Source organism: Candidatus Poriferisodalis sp. (genome assembly GCF_965262965.1).
In the GTDB taxonomy this organism is placed as follows: Bacteria; Actinomycetota; Acidimicrobiia; order Acidimicrobiales; family Poriferisodalaceae; genus Poriferisodalis.
The window spans coordinates 1,866,369-1,880,605 of sequence record NZ_OZ253573.1; the positions used below are offsets into that span (position 1 = coordinate 1,866,369).

Genomic DNA, 14,237 nt, shown 5'->3' on the forward strand with positions numbered 1-14,237 from the left:
TTCCCTCCCTCAGATCGATTCGCAGAAGTCCCGCACGGGCTTGAGCGTCGAATTCACCGACGGCAGCACGGTCGGGACGGTCGAGGTCTGGTCGGCGATGACACGAACACCGCCCGCGACCGCCACGAGCGTGCTGTGGACCGCCCGCAAGTGGAGGCCCACTCGCAGCAGCCCGACAGCGGCGGCAACAATGATCAGGCCGCCGATGATGACAGTGACCCAGGCAACAGCAGGCATCAGAACTCCCTTCAGCCCAAGAGCTTCCCGACCGAACCGGCGTAGCGCACCGCACCGTCTGCTACCTCTTCGATCGTCTCGTCAGTCGTTGCAAGCAGATCGCGCGTGGTGTCGAGTTCGCCGATGACCGCCACGCCCCCAGTCAGGATCTCGTCGCTGGCTTTGCGGATCCGCTCGATGGCAGCCAGCACCCGGTTCAGCAGCGCGACTGCCACCGGCACTACCACGAGCAGCAGGATCAGGTTTCCAATCCACCAGAGCACAACAGCCTCCTCAGACAGCCTCGGGGCGGTACGGCAGGACGAATCGACGTACCACGCGCGCGAGCCCCATTCGCGCGGCGCGCACACCGATGGCAACGCCGCCGGCGGCTTGGGCTTGGCTGACTTGGTCGGGGTCACGGCCCGTCGCGACCGCAGCCAGTCGGTTCTGCACGTTGGCGGCAAAATCGTTCAGCAGCACTGCGGTGATGTCACTCGCCAGGCCACGCCCAAATTGCGCGGCCGCCCCGGAGAGCTGCAGGTCCATGGCAACGTCGACGGTGGTGCCGTCCTCAGCCGGGGCAAGGCTTGCGTCGAGCGTGAGCGTGGCTTCGCCCCGGCCCTTGCGATCGCTGCCGCTGGCGGCGACGGAGATCGTGCGGGCCTGCGCGTCGCGATGGGTGATCTCGGCGCCGCCGTCGAAGTCCAGCTTGATCGGACCGAGACCAATGGACACCGTGCCGCCGAAGCGGTCGTCCCCCAAATCGGTGGTCAGCTCCGTGCCGGGCAGGCACGCGGCAACCTGCGGGACGTCACCGAAGAAGTCCCACACAGCCTCCAGCGGTTGAGCGACCCCGAACTGATTGGTGATCTGCATCAGGCGACTCCCTGTTCACGCGCATATGCCGTCCGGCACCCTGCGCAGCAGAAGTAGAAGACCTCGTCTCCCACCTGCAGTGAGACAGCAGCCGGATCGATCTGGACCGCCATGCCGCAGACGGGGTCGATAGCCGTCGCTTTCGTGGGCGCTTGGGTGGTGACCACCGCAGCAAACGCACCCTGTGCTCGCAACTGCACCAGCTCGGCCAGGATCGAAACAGCGACCTCCTTGTGAGAAGTGCGGCCGAGATCCAGTCCTGCCGGGACGCGTAAGGCGTCGAGTTCGGCTTGGCCGGCCCCCTGGGCAACGAGCAGCGCACGCACGCTGTCTCCCCTGCGGCTCGACGCGACGAGGCCCACATAAGCCGGAGCCGCCTTGAGCGCGGCCCCCAGCACGTCTTCGTCGCCGTGTCCTTGGGTGGCGACGACCACGATCGACTGCGGTGAGAGCAAACCCTCGCTGAACTCCGAGCCGGTGACCAGCTCGACACGCCAGTCGAGCTGACTGGCGAGCACCGACAGGGTCGTCGCCATCGGCGAGCTTCCGACGATCACCAGGTGAGGCACGGCCACGACGGGCTCCAGATAGATCTGCAGGGCGCCTTCGCTCTGGCACGACATGGCCACCGCGGTCGTGCCGTCCCGAAGTTCACCGAAACGATCGCTCGCGCCGAGCGCCAGCAACCGCGGCGTCCCGGCTTCAAGCGTTGCCATGGCCTCCCGGATGAACGCCGGCTCAGCGCACGCGCCACCGATCCAGCCGTAGATCTCGCCCGAGGCCGTGTAGATGGCACGAGATCCCTGCTGCCCCGAGGTCGGGGCCTCGCGCCAGACAACCGTTGCCAGCACGAATGCCTCACCGCTGCGTGCGAGTTCGACGGCCTGTTCCAGGACGCCCCAGCCTTCGACGGCCCCGTCGGTGACCGAACGGTGTTCGCTCACGGCTATGTCTTCACCGGCGGTGCGCCGGAGACGTCGTGACGCTGGGTGATGGCTTCATAGACCCGATCAGGCAGCAGCGGCATGTCGATATTGCGCACGCCAGTGCCGGAGATTGCGTCCATGACGGCGTTGACGAACGCTGCAGGACCGCCGACGGTGGCGCATTCCCCGATGCCCTTGGCCCCGATGGGATGGTGCGGGCACGGGGTCACCACCTCGTGCAGCTCGAAGCCCGGTGTCTCCCAAGCCGTCGGCAGCAAGTAGTCCATGTAGTTCGAGCCGATGCAGTTGCCGTCCTCGTCGAATGTGATGAATTGCATGCTGGCCATGGCATACGCCTCGGTGAGGCCGCCCATGATCTGGCCCTCGACGATCATTGGGTTGATGCGCACGCCGCAGTCGTCCACGGCCACCACCCGCAAGACATCCCACACGCCGGTCTCGGGATCGACCTCGACGGTCGCTATGTAGCAGGCGAACGGCCACGTCAGGTTGGGAGGGTCGTAGTAGGCGTGGTTCTCAAGGCCCGGCTCCATGCCGTCAGGCATGTTGCTGTAGGCGGCAATTGCGCATTCCTGGATCGTCACGCCTCGGTCAGGGGCGCCGCGAATCGAGAACCGCCCGAGTTCCCACTCGATGTCCTCTTCGGACACCTCCAGCAGGTGAGCTGCAATCTTGCGGGCCTTGGCGCGGATCTTGCGCGACACCATCGCAACGGCCGCCCCGGCCACGGGGGTGCTGCGCGATGCGTAGGTTCCCATGCCGAACGGGGCCGTGTCGGTATCGCCCTCCTCGACGAGTACGTCCTCGGCCGGGATGCCGAGTTCGTGGGCGACGATCTGTGCCCATGTGGTCTCGTGGCCTTGACCCTGGGACTTGGCACCGGTGCGCAGCAGCGCCTTGCCGGTCATGTGCACCCGCAGCTCGGCGGAGTCAAACATTTTGATGCCCAAGATGTCGTATTCCCGGCTGTTGCCGGCCCCGAGGGGCTCGGTCATCGTCGAGATGCCGATGCCCAAGAGCCGGCCCCGCTTTCGGGCTTCTTCCTTCTGCCGCAGGAAGTCTTCGTAGCCGATCGCTTCGAGGCCGAGGTCGAGGCACTTCTGATACTGGCCGGAGTCGGTCAGGAATCCGAAGGGAGTGCGATGCGGGAAGTCGTCGTCTCGAACCAGATTGATCCGGCGGATTTCGGCCTGGTCCATGCCGAGGTCGTCGGCGGCGGCTTGCACCATGCGCTCCTGGAAGTACATGGCTTCGGTGACCCGGAAGGAGCATCGATACGCGACGCCTCCCGGCGCCTTGTTGGTGTAGACGCCCTGGGCGGTGAGGTGGGCAGCCGGGATGTCGTAGCAGGCGAACGCCGAGTGCATCAGGCCGATCTTGAACTTGCTCGGCTGGGCATCGGAAAAGAACGCTCCATGGTCGGAGTCGGTGTGCATGCGCACGCCCAGCATGCGGCCGTCGTTGCGCAGCGCCAATTCGCCCTTCAAGTAGATGTCGCGGCCGAATCCGGTGGAGATGAGGTTCCCGCTCTTGTCCTCGATCCACTTGACGGGGCATTCGAGCAGGATCGAAGCCAGGATCGACACCACGTAGCCCGGATACACCGGCACCTTGTTCCCGAAACCGCCGCCGAGGTCGGGAGAGACAATGCGGATCATGTGCTCGGGCAACTCGGCCACCATCGCCACTGCGGCCCGGATGATGTGCGGCGCCTGGGTGGTCATGTATACGGTGAGCTTCGAGGTCGCCCGGTCGAAGTCGGCGATCGAACCGCAGGTCTCGATGGGTGACGGGTGAGAGCGCGGGTAGTGCATCTCGATGGCCGAGACCACGTCGGCCTCGGCGAAGGCCCGATTGGTGCCCTCGGGGTCGCCGATCTCCCAATCGAACACCACGTTGTTTGTCTGGCCGGTCTTGTCGTCGCGGATCAGCGGCGCGTCGGGGGCCAGCGCCTGGGTCGGGTTGACGATGGGCGGCAACGGTTCGTAGTCGACGACGATGGCCTCGCAGCCGTCCTTCGCGAGGTAGGGGTCGTCGGCGATGACACACGCGACCTCCTGCCCCTGGAATCGGACCTTGTCGGTGGCAAGGACCGCCTGGGTGTCATAGGACAGCGTCGGCATCCATGCCAGATTCCGTGCAGCAAGCATGTCGCCCGTGAGCACGAGGCGGACGCCGGGGATCGCCCAGGCGCCGCTGACATCGATGGACCTGATTCGAGCGTGCGCCAAGGGGCTGCGGAGGATCTCCATGTGCAGCATCCCGGGCAGGGCGATGTCGTCGACGTAGTTGCCCTTGCCGCGGATGAAGCGGTTGTCCTCGACCCGGCGCCGGCTGGCGCCGAGGCCGCCGATCTTGATTTCGTCGAGCGCCATCTCAGCCTTCCTCTCCGGCCCCGTCGCCGGCGGCATCGCCACCAGCATCCGGGTCGTCGCTGTCGGATGCGGCGCCACGTAGCTTCTCAGCGGCCCACATCACCGCCTTGACGATGTTCTGGTAGCCGGTGCAGCGGCACAGGTTCCCGGACAGCGCCCAGCGGATCTCGTCCTCGCTCGGGTTCGGGTTCTCCTCCAGCAGGGCCGTGGCGCACAGCATCATGCCGGGGGTGCAGAAACCGCACTGCAGACCGTGCTCGTCTTTGAAGCCTTCCTGGATCGGATGCAGCTCGCTCGCGGTCGCGAGGCCTTCGACGGTGAGAATCTCGTGGCCGTCGGCTTGGACTGCGAACATCGTGCAGCTCTTGACGGGCACACCGTCGTACAGCACCGTGCATGCACCGCAGTTCGTCGTGTCGCAGCCGGTGTGGGTCCCCGTCAGTCGGAAGCCGTTGCGCAGCAGGTGTGCCAGCAGCAGCCGCGGCTCGACGTCGGCAGCACGCCGTTCGCCATTCACGGTCAATTCCACACGGCGAACCGACACCTCGTCACCAAAGCTCGGCGGGACCACTTCGAACAACGAGCTCATGTCAGGCCGCCTTCTGTCCAGACCGCTGAATCTGCGCCCCGATGCGTCTCACGAATGTCGCAACGACGTGGCGCTTGTAGTCGGCGCTGCCCCGGTGGTCGGAGCGGGGCTGGGCCGCTTCGGCGGCGAGCTGAGCCGCCGCATCGACCGCGTCGCTATCGAGCGCCGTGCCGACCAAAGCCGCGGCGGCGTCGGAAGCGTTGATGGTGGCAGGCCCGACGCCGGTCAGCCCGATGCCCGCCCGGGCGATGCTGTCGCCCGACATCTCCACCGAGACCGCCACGCCGACGGTGGCGAAGTCGCCGACTCGGCGTTCAAGCTTGAGGTAACCGCCGGCCCGGGTCCCACGCGCTGGCGGAACCACCGCCTCGATGGCGATCTCGTCGTTGGCGAGCACCGTTTGGAACGGACCGTCGATGAAGTCGTTGACCGGAATCATCCGTTGCCCGCTCGGGCCTTGGGCCACGATGGCTCCCTCCAGCGAGACCATCACCGAGGCCCAGTCGCCCTGCGGGTCGGCGTGGCAGACTGAACCGACAAGCGTGCCGCGGGTACGAACGAGCGGATCGGCCACAACTGGCGCCGCCGCAGCGAGCGTGGGTTGATGATCGCCGAGCGTTGCCGATTTCTCAAGGTCGGCGTGACGGCACAACGCACCGATGCGATAGGTGCCATCGGCATCGGCCCGGTGGTAGTCGAGTCCACTGATGCCGTTGATGTCGACGAGCATCGCCGGGGCGGCGAAACGCAGCTTCATCATCGGGATGAGGCTCTGGCCGCCCGCGAGGATCTTCGCCTCGCCGTCAGCAGCGGCGAGCAGGGCTATGGCCTCGGCGAGTGTCGAGGGGGCTTCGTAGCGGAAGCGGGATGGATACATACCTCAGCCCCCTGTCGCCTGCCCACGGGGTCCCTGCGGATCCGGCACAGCCCGCGGCATCGCGTCGGCATCGGGATCGGGACGTTGCTCTTGGTGCGGCGGCCAAGGCCCTTGGACCGGCTGTCCGGCGACCTTGAGATAGTCGACAATTTGCGGCCACGCCCAGATCGTCGGGCTGGCGCCTTCTTTGGGCGCGTGCTCGATGACCTCGTACAGCCTCGGGTTGGTGGCGCTATGGCCTGATGACTCGATCGGCATGGACTCCCCTTCCCCCGGAGATCCGGCCGTGTCTGTGCGGCATTGCGAACCTACCACTGACGGTGCTGGTGGCAAGAACGAAACCGGGCAGGCGGCTTCACGTCTCGCCCGGCTACCCGCGCGCCGATCGACCCGTGGGCACGGAATACTCAGGTCATGTATCACGATGCTGTGAGTTCGCTGCTGGCCGCCGGATTCAACTCGGGGCCATATCAAGTGCTGCTGGTGATTCATTTGCTCACCGCCGGTTTCGGATTCGGCGGTGCAGCGATGACTGCATTTGCAACACGCCGAGCCATCAACGACGCGCTCGAGGACTCCCCCGAGTCGAACGAGCCCGCGCACCCAGCCGCAGCGGCGGTGGCGCAGCGATCCAACCACTATGTCCTGACTCGCTTCGCGGACGCGTCGGTTTACGTTGCCGGTCTGACGGGTTTGGCTGCGGTGTTGCTCGACAATCGCTGGAACTTCCGCCAATGCTGGGTCACGATTGGTTTTGTCCTCTATTTCACTTGGGTGGCCCTCGCGCACGGGGCCGTGCGGCCCACGACGCAGAAGCTGATCGCTGCACTCGACGCCGGCGGGAGCGAGCGTCGGGCAGTCGGCCGTCTGCTTCGCCGCTGGCGCGCATTTGACGCAATATCAAGCCTCGTCATCGTCGCTGCAATCGCGGTGATGGTGACCAAGCCCGGCCTCTGAGCTCGCATTCTCACAGCACCCCGGTGATCGCCTCGCGCACGGCGACGCCGAGCAATACGACAACTGGGCCGCGTAGCGTCGGCGCATGACCTCAGATCGGCGGCACAAGGTGTGCGTGATACCCGGCGACGACGCTGCGCCGGAGGCGATGGCAGCGTCGCTGCGAGTGCTGGACGACCTCGACCTGCCGATCGAGTGGGACCACGTCCCCGTCGGCGACGAACTGGCAGCCCTGACACCGCAAGAACGAGAAGCACTGGTCGGCGAACACATCGACGACGCCGACACCGTGCTGTTCGGCTCGTCGAATGGCACGACGCCAGGGGCGGGCTTCATGCGCTGGGGCAAGAAGACCTACGCCAACGTTCGTCCGGTTCGCTGGCGGCCGGGCTACGCCTCGCCGCTGGCTCGGCCCGAGGGCATCGATTACGTGATCGTGCGCGAGAACCTCGAGGACATGTACGTCGGTGTGATGGGTCCCGCCAAGGCGCTGCTGGACGCTGGTCTGACCGACGGCCGCTCCCGTGTCCCGCCTGATGCCGCCAATGGCCGCTTCGCGGCGAAGATCATCACCCGGCCCGGCACCGAACAGGTCACCCGCTTCGCCTGCGAGCTGGCATTACAGCGAGGCGGGAAGCTGACCGTGTCTGCCAAGACGAACATGCTGCCCGCCACCGATCGTTGGTTCTGCGACATCGCGCGTGAGGTTGCGTCGGAGTATCCGGGCCTGGAATACGAGCAGTTCATCATCGACGACATGGCACACCGGTTGGTCGTGCGCCCTCACGACCTCGATGTGCTGCTGCTGCCCAACCTGTACGGCGACATCCTCTCCGACGAAGGCGCCGGCACGATCGGTGGCATGGGCCTGGCACCGTCGGGCTGTTACGGCGACGACTGGGCGTACTTCGAATCGGCCCACGGCACGGCTCCCGACATCGCCGGGCTGGGCATCATCAACCCGACCGCGACGTTGGAATCCGCCGAAATGATGCTCCGCCACCTCGGGCTCGACGCCCCGGCGGACCGGCTCGACCGGGCGTTGGAAGAGGTCTACGAACAAGGCGAGCGCCTGACGCCTGACCAGGGCGGCACAACAGGCACCGAGGACTTCGCCACCGCCGTCATCGAAGCCCTATAACAGCCACCACGCAGGGCAATTCACCTCGCGACACCAGTTCGTGCTGACGATGTACCCGCCAGCCGCTGTCCGCGGGACCCGCGACACCGCGATAGTCACGTTCGTCAGCCGCGGGACCGAAGGTGAAGCGTGGCGGCAGGGGCAGGGGGCGTGCAACCATCCTGTGTTCCTGCACGTCGACGGGTGTCGCTTTCAGCTCGAAGTCGATGGCGCACCACTAGCGCTGATAGGGGCCGTCAGCGGCCAAGAACCCGCCAAAGCCTCAATGCCAAGCTCCCAGCGAACTCACAAACACGTCTTCGTCGGTTTCGATGATTTGCTTCACGCAGAAACGGCGAGCCTGCGGATCGGCATAGCCAGCGCGGATGGCGTCCCACTCGTCGGCCCATACGTCAAGCACCGGCACCCGCTTCGAGCCGCGGTAGATGAGAAGTGCCCACTGGTTGGGGTGCTCGCGCACCAGCGCAGGGCGGAGCTTCTCAAAACGGGCCTCCAAGCGGGTGAGCACGGTGTCAGGCAGCGTCATCAGCGCGTTGACGCCGACATCGTCTGTGCTTTCCACCCGCGACATCTTGCGCACATCGGCAGGATTGCACACCTGCGGACGCAGATCATGCCATTTTCCACCGCTCACACCATCGGTCGTCGGCCAACAAACTACGCGTCATCAACCCGGCTGCCGCGCTCGAACCCGCCGTGATGATGCTTCGCTGCCTCGAGCTTGAGGCTCCAGCGGACCGGTTGGACCGGGCCCAGGCGGAGGTGTGCGAAGTGGGCGAGCACGTGACGCCGGACCAGGGTGGCGCGTCGGGAACCGAAGAGTTCGCCACTGCCGTCATCGACGCGCTGTAGCGGGAAAACGAAGTGGGTACCCGGGAGCCCAGAACTACATTGGGGCCATGACCGAGACCTCATCGAAGCATCAGCTGGAGAGCTGGCTCGACGCTGCGCTCGTCGGAGCCACCCTCGAAGAGGTCTGTGATGACGACGGCGACCTCGTCGGCTGGTGGGCCGAGAATTCCGAGTGTCCCGGCGCATCGGCCTACGGCGCCACACCGGACGAAGCTCGCGACAAGCTCCGTGAGGTTCTCGCCGGATGGGTTGAACTCGGTCAAGAACTCGGTCACCCCATCCCTTCGTTCCGTGAAGGCGAAATCGCCGTTACTGCATGACCAGCCGGCTCCCTCCGGCCGCACGTCGCGAACTCATCAGATTCCTGAGTGAGCGGGGATGGGATGGGCCTCGATCCGGCGGCAGTCACGACTACATGATCAAGGCGACCCACCGACAGGTCATACCAAGTGACCGCGAGATCTCCGCCCCTTTTCTGCTGCGACTGCTTAAGCAGGCGGGCTACACACGCCGAGACTGGCTGAACCGCTAGCGGGGGGAACGGCGGTCATACACCGGCAGCGGGATGCCCGTGGGTGTACAAACTCGCTGCAGATCAAGCCGGAGGAGTGCAACCAGACATGAGCGACAAGTCCACGAGAGACGAGACCCTGCCGAGAGGCATCCCCGACGACCGCCCCGCTGAGGGAGACCCCAGTGCTCCGCTGTCATTCCGGCTCGACGAGCTGCGGCCGTGGGGCATCACTGCGTATGTGGCCGCTGGAATGGTTGAGCATGACGCGGCCACCGTTGTCGAGAACCAGCTGTGGTCGGACCGGCGTGGCGTTGACACTCACGGCTTCCAGCGGGTCAGCTGGTACGTCAACTGGTTCCGCGACGGCACCACCGATCCGACAGCGCAGTGCGACATCGTGACCCGCACGCCGTCGGTGCTGGTGGCCGACGGACACCACGGACTCGGGCAGCTCGTCATCACCCGCTTCATGGAGCAGCTCATCGAGGCCGCTCGCGAGAGCGGACTGGTCGCGGGCGTGATCCGTAACTCCAACGACTGGGGCTGCGGGGCGAACTACCCGTATAGCGCCGCTGAGGCGGGATTCGTCTGCTACGGCACGACGACCTCGGTGCCGAACCTGGCCCCGTTCGGCAGCCACCGCAAGCTCTTCGGCAACAACCCCATCGTGTGGACGTTCCCCCGTCGCAACGATCCGCCGATCGTGCTCGACATGGCGATCACCCCTGTAGCGCTCGGCAAGGTGCTGCGGGCGCGTTCTGAAGGCAAGGAGATTCCCGAGGCGTGGGGATTCCTGGACCGCGACGGCAACCCGACCGTGGATCCCGACGTGGCGATGCGCGGCATCGTGCCTGCGATCGGGGGCTACAAGGGCATCGGCATGGTCATCGCTTCGAACATTGCCGCCGGCATTCTCGGAGGCTCAGCCCACACCGGAGACGTTTCCGTCGGGCATCGGGGCCAGTTCTTCTTGTTGATGGACCCTGGCGTGTTCCGCGACCTCGACGGCTACTACGACGACATCGAGTCCATGGTCGACCAGATCCGAGCCGCCGGTGCCGAAGACGCTCTGCCGGGTCAGAAGGTGTACCTGCCCGGCGAACTGGAGCAGTCGGAGATGGACCGTCGCACCGCAGCGGGAACAGTGAGCTACCCGGCCTCGGTCGTCCGCTCACTTCGCCGTGTCGGCGACGAACTGGGCGTGCCGTTCGACTGCGAAGCCTGCTGATGACTGCGCCGAAGCGGGGCAAGCGAGACACCCCGCATGCATGAGGATCGGCTGCGCGGACGCTGTTACCGTGCCGCGATGACGCCTGCCAAGACGTCCGACGCTGTCGACGGCGCGGCGATGCTTGCAGCTGCGGCCGACTTCTTGGCTGAGCTGCGCGAACGCAGCATCGAGATCGACCGGCTGCGGCAGCTGCCGCAGGATCTGGCGGACTCGCTGGCCGAAGCCGGCTTCTACCGGACGCTGGTGCCGCCGTCCCTCGGAGGCCTGGGACTATCCCCCGTCGCCGTGGCACAGGTGAGCGAGACACTCGCAACCGGCAATGCGTCGGCTGCGTGGTGCACGTTCATTGGCGCCACCTCGCAGATCATGTTCGCCGCGCTGACACCGGAACAGCTGGCAGGAATCCTGCGCAACCCTGACGTCATCACCGCCGGAGTGTTCGCATCGTCGGGCCGGGCCACGCCAGCGCGCGGTCCCGACAACGCCGACGGCTACATCGTGAGCGGGCGCTGGGCGTGGGCCTCGGGCTGTCATAACGCCGAGTGGATCTCGGGCGGCGTTCTCATCGACCATGGCGACCACGTCGATAGTGGTGTCAATAGCGGTGTCGATCGCGCCGCGAACCCAACCGACACAGCGAAGCCGGCGGACGGTCGTGCCTTCTTCCGCCCTGAAGAGATCGTGGTCCACGACGACTGGCACACCAGCGGCTTGCGGGGCTCGGGCTCAAGCACCTTCGAGGCACACGATGTGTGGCTCCCCGCGACCCGGATCGCGAAGAGTTCCGCCATCTTGCGGTCGCTCCACGCCGCCGAGCCGCTGTATCGCTTCCCGCTGTTCGGTTTGCTGGCGCTGCCGATCGGCGCGATCGCATTGGGGATGGCGCGGGCCAGCATCGACGAAGTCATCGACGTCGCCAAGACCAAAGTGCCCCAAGGCTCGCGACGAACGCTGGCGCAGCGCCCCAGCCTTCACACGGCGGTTGCAGTGGCTGACACCAAGGTGCGCGCAGCGCGTGCGCTGCTGTACGAGACCGCCGAGGCGGCATGGCAACGCGCTCAAACCGAAGTGGGCAGCCTCGAAATACGACGAGAACTGCGCACCGCCACCGTGCACGCCACACAAACGAGCGTCGAGGTGATCGAGGCCATGAACACTGCCGTCGGCGGTACCGCCATCTTCGAGTCGTCGCCGCTGCAGCGTCACCTGCGCGACATACAAACAGCGTCAGCTCACTTCATGGTCGCGATGCCCGTGATGGAACTGGCCGGCCGCACCATGCTGGATCCCGACACAGACAGCGCCAGCCTGTAACCGGCAGGCGCGCCGTCGGCTCAGCCCTCGCGGCGGCGCTGGTGCGCGGGCAGCGGGAACGTGATCGGGATCAACGCGGTGAGGTCGATGTCGAGCAGGGTGGGACCCACCGGACCTGACGCGCCGCTCGCACGATCGACGGCACGGCTGAACGCTGCCTCGAACTCGACGACGCTGGCGACGCGTTCGGCGGGCACGCCCATCGCCTGGGCGACGCCGACGAAGTCGATGCCGCCGATCTCGGTGCCGTGGTGGGTGTCCCACAGTGCGTCCTGGATAATGCGCAGCACGCCGTAGCCGCCGTCGTTGAACACGCAGACGATGACCGGCAGGCCGTGCTCGGCCAGCGACGAGATCTCGCCGATCGACAGCATCAGCCCGCCATCGCCCTGGATGACGACCGTCGGTTTCCCAGTGCCGAGCGCGGCGCCGATAGCCATCGGCACGCCGGGTCCGATGGCGGCATTGGCAGCCCGGATTGACGTTCGAGGCGCAACGATCGGCAGCAGTCGATTGCCCCACATGTAGCCGGGAACCGTGGTGTCGCGCACGACGCGCGCGTCGAGGGGCAAGAGCTGCCGCATCAGGTCACAGATGGCGGCATGATCGGCGCCGACCTCATCACGCAGCGCTTCCATGTCGGCAGCCCGGTGCTTGCGGGAGCGCTCCACGAATCCGTCGTCAATCGTCGGCGCACCGTCGCCCAGTCGCTCGACGAGGCCCGCCAGGCTGAGCTTCGCGTCGCCGATCACTGCCAGCGACGGCGTGTAGTTGAGCCCGATAACACCGGGGTCGACGTCAAGGTGGATCAGCTCTGCCGGCAGCTCCAGCGCCCACACTCGCGTGGCGTAGTTCTGAAACCGGGTGCCAACGGCCAGCATCAGATCGGCTTCTGCGAACACGTCGGCCATCTGGGGGCGATCCGAACGGAACCCCAGCGACAGCGGATGCTCTTCGCTGATCGAGCCTCGGCCTTCGATGGTGGTGAACACTGGCGCACCGAGCCGCTGCGCCAACGCCGTCAGCTCACCGGATGCATCGGCAATGTTGACGCCACCGCCTGCCCAGATGACGGGGCGCTCTGCGGACGCAAGACGTTCTGCGGCGTCGTCCAGCAATGCTCCATTGGGCCCAAGGCGAGCCACGTGCGGCGAACCAGCTTCGGCGGCATTTCCCACGCGTGCGTACTGGAAGTCGATGGGGATCTCAACGGCACCGGGCTGGGGCCGGCCGGTGCGGATGTCGTCGGCAACCCGGGCAATCTCGGTCGAGATCTCTCCCGGATGCCGAACCGAGGCGACACTGCGGCACACCGAGCGCAGCATGGCCAGCTGACCTTCGTTCTCGTGCAGGAATCCCTTGCCCTTGCCGTAGAAGCGCGACTCGGTCTGCCCCGTCACCATCAGCACAGCCGAGCTGGAGAAACCTGCCTCGTACAGCCCTGACACGGCGTTGGCCGCGCCCGGGCCAGTCGACGTCAGCAGCACGCCCATCTCGCCCGTGGCCCTGAAGTAGGCATCGGCGGCGTGTGCGGCCGCCTGCTCGTGGCGGACCTTTACCACCTCGATGTCGTCGCGTACCGACAGTGCCTCGTAGATCGGCAGGTTGTGCACGCTGACGATCCCGAACACATGCCGCACGCCCATGCGCGCCAAGGTCGCTGCAACAGCCTCGCCGCCGGTCATCTCACTCATGGTCCGCACGGTAGCCCCATCACCGGGCCGACCGCCCGGAGGCGGACTGCGGTCCGAGTGCCGCCTAATCGTCGAGGCTGAAGGGCGGATACTCGTCAGTCAGCAGCAAGAAGTACGCATTCAGCCGCAGGCCCACGCCCAGTGCCGAAACGATCCAACGGCGCAATGCTTCTGGCCAACGGCCGGTAAAGAGCACCGAGAAGAAGCTGATGATGTGGCAGATCCACGCAATGAGGCCGATCACGAAGGCAAACAGACCGGCTGGGATCACCAGGATCAGTCGAAGCGCCACCGTCAGCCGGTTGCGGTTCTCCAGTTGTGGTTGGAAGCGCACGTGGACAGGGGTTCCACCGGGATCGTCGTCGCTCGTATCAAAGGCGAACGGTGGGTATGCGTCGTGCAGGAAGCCCGCGTACGCGTTGGCACGAGCGTTGTAGCGCAGGGTCAACACCTGGAAACCCGCGAGGCCTGCGGGCAACCGGCCGGTAAAGACGACGACGAACCACGAGATGATCGCCACGACCCGCGACACGTACCCCAACACTCCGGCAAGGATGAGGTGCGGCAGAGCCATGATCCACTGAAACAGTGGTCGCCAGTTGGCAACTCGCTCGGGTGTCTCGACGCTGATGGAAGCTGGATAGGCCATGC

General features: G+C 66.1%; 18 protein-coding genes. 7 read left to right on the top strand and 11 right to left on the bottom strand.

The features are described 5' to 3' along the window. Positions 1–9: 9 nt before the first annotated feature. From ACQY5K_RS08950 to ACQY5K_RS08985, 8 genes are read right to left on the bottom strand one after another with little or no spacing between them, the layout of a single operon-like run. Positions 10–237 (bottom strand): hypothetical protein, encoded by a 228-nt coding sequence (locus ACQY5K_RS08950; RefSeq protein ID WP_428122157.1) that lies wholly within the window; start codon positions 235–237, stop codon positions 10–12. A gap of 11 nt (positions 238–248) precedes the next feature. After that, on the bottom strand, positions 249–500 hold the full coding sequence (locus tag ACQY5K_RS08955; RefSeq protein WP_419551924.1) for a hypothetical protein: 252 nt from the start codon (positions 498–500) through the stop codon (positions 249–251). Between the two features lie 10 nt (positions 501–510). Next, a complete protein-coding gene (locus ACQY5K_RS08960; RefSeq protein ID WP_428122160.1) occupies positions 511–1,095 on the bottom strand; it encodes an SRPBCC family protein in 585 nt (194 codons plus the stop codon). Continuing rightward, positions 1,095–2,039, bottom strand: coding sequence for an XdhC family protein (locus ACQY5K_RS08965; protein WP_428122162.1), 945 nt, complete (start codon positions 2,037–2,039; stop codon positions 1,095–1,097). The genes ACQY5K_RS08960 and ACQY5K_RS08965 overlap by 1 nt, the downstream gene beginning before the upstream one ends. Before the next feature lie 2 nt (positions 2,040–2,041). Next, on the bottom strand, positions 2,042–4,417 hold the full coding sequence (locus ACQY5K_RS08970; RefSeq protein ID WP_428122165.1) for an aerobic carbon-monoxide dehydrogenase large subunit: 2,376 nt from the start codon (positions 4,415–4,417) through the stop codon (positions 2,042–2,044). 1 nt (position 4,418) lies between these two features. Beyond that, on the bottom strand, positions 4,419–5,006 hold the full coding sequence (locus tag ACQY5K_RS08975) for a (2Fe-2S)-binding protein (RefSeq protein WP_428122168.1): 588 nt from the start codon (positions 5,004–5,006) through the stop codon (positions 4,419–4,421). Between the two features lies 1 nt (position 5,007). Continuing rightward, positions 5,008–5,883, bottom strand: a complete 876-nt coding sequence (locus ACQY5K_RS08980) for an FAD binding domain-containing protein (RefSeq protein WP_428122171.1) — start codon at positions 5,881–5,883, stop codon at positions 5,008–5,010. Between the two features lie 3 nt (positions 5,884–5,886). Further along, positions 5,887–6,141, bottom strand: coding sequence for a hypothetical protein (locus ACQY5K_RS08985; RefSeq protein ID WP_428122177.1), 255 nt, complete (start codon positions 6,139–6,141; stop codon positions 5,887–5,889). A gap of 156 nt (positions 6,142–6,297) precedes the next feature. Here ACQY5K_RS08985 and ACQY5K_RS08990 point away from each other — a divergent pair, with 156 nt between their 5' ends. Together ACQY5K_RS08990 and ACQY5K_RS08995 are read left to right on the top strand one after the other, a co-directional pair. Next, entirely contained in the window at positions 6,298–6,840 is a 543-nt protein-coding gene (locus tag ACQY5K_RS08990) for a DUF2269 family protein (protein ID WP_428122180.1), read from the top strand. A gap of 85 nt (positions 6,841–6,925) precedes the next feature. After that, positions 6,926–7,981 carry an isocitrate/isopropylmalate dehydrogenase family protein gene (locus ACQY5K_RS08995; RefSeq protein WP_428122182.1) on the top strand — a complete coding sequence of 352 codons (1,056 nt, stop codon included), beginning with the start codon at positions 6,926–6,928 and terminating at the stop codon, positions 7,979–7,981. A 262-nt stretch (positions 7,982–8,243) separates the two neighbouring features. Here ACQY5K_RS08995 and ACQY5K_RS09000 read toward each other — a convergent pair whose 3' ends face one another. Beyond that, the gene (locus ACQY5K_RS09000; RefSeq protein ID WP_419922167.1) at positions 8,244–8,543 is read right to left on the bottom strand and encodes a hypothetical protein; all 300 of its coding nucleotides are present in this window, start codon (positions 8,541–8,543) and stop codon (positions 8,244–8,246) included. Between the two features lie 137 nt (positions 8,544–8,680). Here ACQY5K_RS09000 and ACQY5K_RS09005 point away from each other — a divergent pair, with 137 nt between their 5' ends. The 5 genes from ACQY5K_RS09005 to ACQY5K_RS09025 all read left to right on the top strand — a co-directional run bounded on the left by ACQY5K_RS09005 (position 8,681) and on the right by ACQY5K_RS09025 (position 11,892). Next, positions 8,681–8,833 carry a hypothetical protein gene (locus ACQY5K_RS09005; protein ID WP_419922166.1) on the top strand — a complete coding sequence of 51 codons (153 nt, stop codon included), beginning with the start codon at positions 8,681–8,683 and terminating at the stop codon, positions 8,831–8,833. Positions 8,834–8,880: 47 nt separating this feature from the next. After that, positions 8,881–9,153 (top strand): type II toxin-antitoxin system HicB family antitoxin, encoded by a 273-nt coding sequence (locus ACQY5K_RS09010; protein WP_419922165.1) that lies wholly within the window; start codon positions 8,881–8,883, stop codon positions 9,151–9,153. Further along, complete coding sequence (locus tag ACQY5K_RS09015) at positions 9,150–9,365, top strand: type II toxin-antitoxin system HicA family toxin (protein WP_419922164.1); 216 nt, start codon at positions 9,150–9,152, stop codon at positions 9,363–9,365. The genes ACQY5K_RS09010 and ACQY5K_RS09015 overlap by 4 nt, the downstream gene beginning before the upstream one ends. Before the next feature lie 88 nt (positions 9,366–9,453). Then, a complete protein-coding gene (locus tag ACQY5K_RS09020) occupies positions 9,454–10,575 on the top strand; it encodes an Ldh family oxidoreductase (RefSeq protein WP_428122187.1) in 1,122 nt (373 codons plus the stop codon). 78 nt (positions 10,576–10,653) lie between these two features. Then, complete coding sequence (locus ACQY5K_RS09025; protein ID WP_428122190.1) at positions 10,654–11,892, top strand: acyl-CoA dehydrogenase family protein; 1,239 nt, start codon at positions 10,654–10,656, stop codon at positions 11,890–11,892. A gap of 20 nt (positions 11,893–11,912) precedes the next feature. Here ACQY5K_RS09025 and ACQY5K_RS09030 read toward each other — a convergent pair whose 3' ends face one another. Both ACQY5K_RS09030 and ACQY5K_RS09035 read right to left on the bottom strand, forming a co-directional pair. After that, positions 11,913–13,586, bottom strand: coding sequence for a thiamine pyrophosphate-binding protein (locus ACQY5K_RS09030; RefSeq protein WP_428122193.1), 1,674 nt, complete (start codon positions 13,584–13,586; stop codon positions 11,913–11,915). A 64-nt stretch (positions 13,587–13,650) separates the two neighbouring features. Further along, positions 13,651–14,235 carry a DUF4389 domain-containing protein gene (locus ACQY5K_RS09035; protein ID WP_428122196.1) on the bottom strand — a complete coding sequence of 195 codons (585 nt, stop codon included), beginning with the start codon at positions 14,233–14,235 and terminating at the stop codon, positions 13,651–13,653. Positions 14,236–14,237 lie beyond the last annotated feature (2 nt).

Coding starts and splice junctions, on each gene's coding strand:
- ACQY5K_RS09010 (WP_419922165.1), top strand. CDS start 8,881: ATGACCGAGACCTCATCGAAGCATCAGCTGGAGAGCTGGCTCGACGCT.
- ACQY5K_RS08985 (WP_428122177.1), bottom strand. CDS start 6,141: ATGCCGATCGAGTCATCAGGCCATAGCGCCACCAACCCGAGGCTGTAC.
- ACQY5K_RS09005 (WP_419922166.1), top strand. CDS start 8,681: ATGATGCTTCGCTGCCTCGAGCTTGAGGCTCCAGCGGACCGGTTGGAC.
- ACQY5K_RS08995 (WP_428122182.1), top strand. CDS start 6,926: ATGACCTCAGATCGGCGGCACAAGGTGTGCGTGATACCCGGCGACGAC.
- ACQY5K_RS09035 (WP_428122196.1), bottom strand. CDS start 14,235: ATGGCCTATCCAGCTTCCATCAGCGTCGAGACACCCGAGCGAGTTGCC.
- ACQY5K_RS09020 (WP_428122187.1), top strand. CDS start 9,454: ATGAGCGACAAGTCCACGAGAGACGAGACCCTGCCGAGAGGCATCCCC.
- ACQY5K_RS08970 (WP_428122165.1), bottom strand. CDS start 4,417: ATGGCGCTCGACGAAATCAAGATCGGCGGCCTCGGCGCCAGCCGGCGC.
- ACQY5K_RS08960 (WP_428122160.1), bottom strand. CDS start 1,095: ATGCAGATCACCAATCAGTTCGGGGTCGCTCAACCGCTGGAGGCTGTG.
- ACQY5K_RS08950 (WP_428122157.1), bottom strand. CDS start 237: ATGCCTGCTGTTGCCTGGGTCACTGTCATCATCGGCGGCCTGATCATT.
- ACQY5K_RS09030 (WP_428122193.1), bottom strand. CDS start 13,586: ATGAGTGAGATGACCGGCGGCGAGGCTGTTGCAGCGACCTTGGCGCGC.
- ACQY5K_RS08975 (WP_428122168.1), bottom strand. CDS start 5,006: ATGAGCTCGTTGTTCGAAGTGGTCCCGCCGAGCTTTGGTGACGAGGTG.
- ACQY5K_RS08990 (WP_428122180.1), top strand. CDS start 6,298: ATGTATCACGATGCTGTGAGTTCGCTGCTGGCCGCCGGATTCAACTCG.
- ACQY5K_RS09025 (WP_428122190.1), top strand. CDS start 10,654: ATGACGCCTGCCAAGACGTCCGACGCTGTCGACGGCGCGGCGATGCTT.
- ACQY5K_RS09015 (WP_419922164.1), top strand. CDS start 9,150: ATGACCAGCCGGCTCCCTCCGGCCGCACGTCGCGAACTCATCAGATTC.
- ACQY5K_RS08980 (WP_428122171.1), bottom strand. CDS start 5,883: ATGTATCCATCCCGCTTCCGCTACGAAGCCCCCTCGACACTCGCCGAG.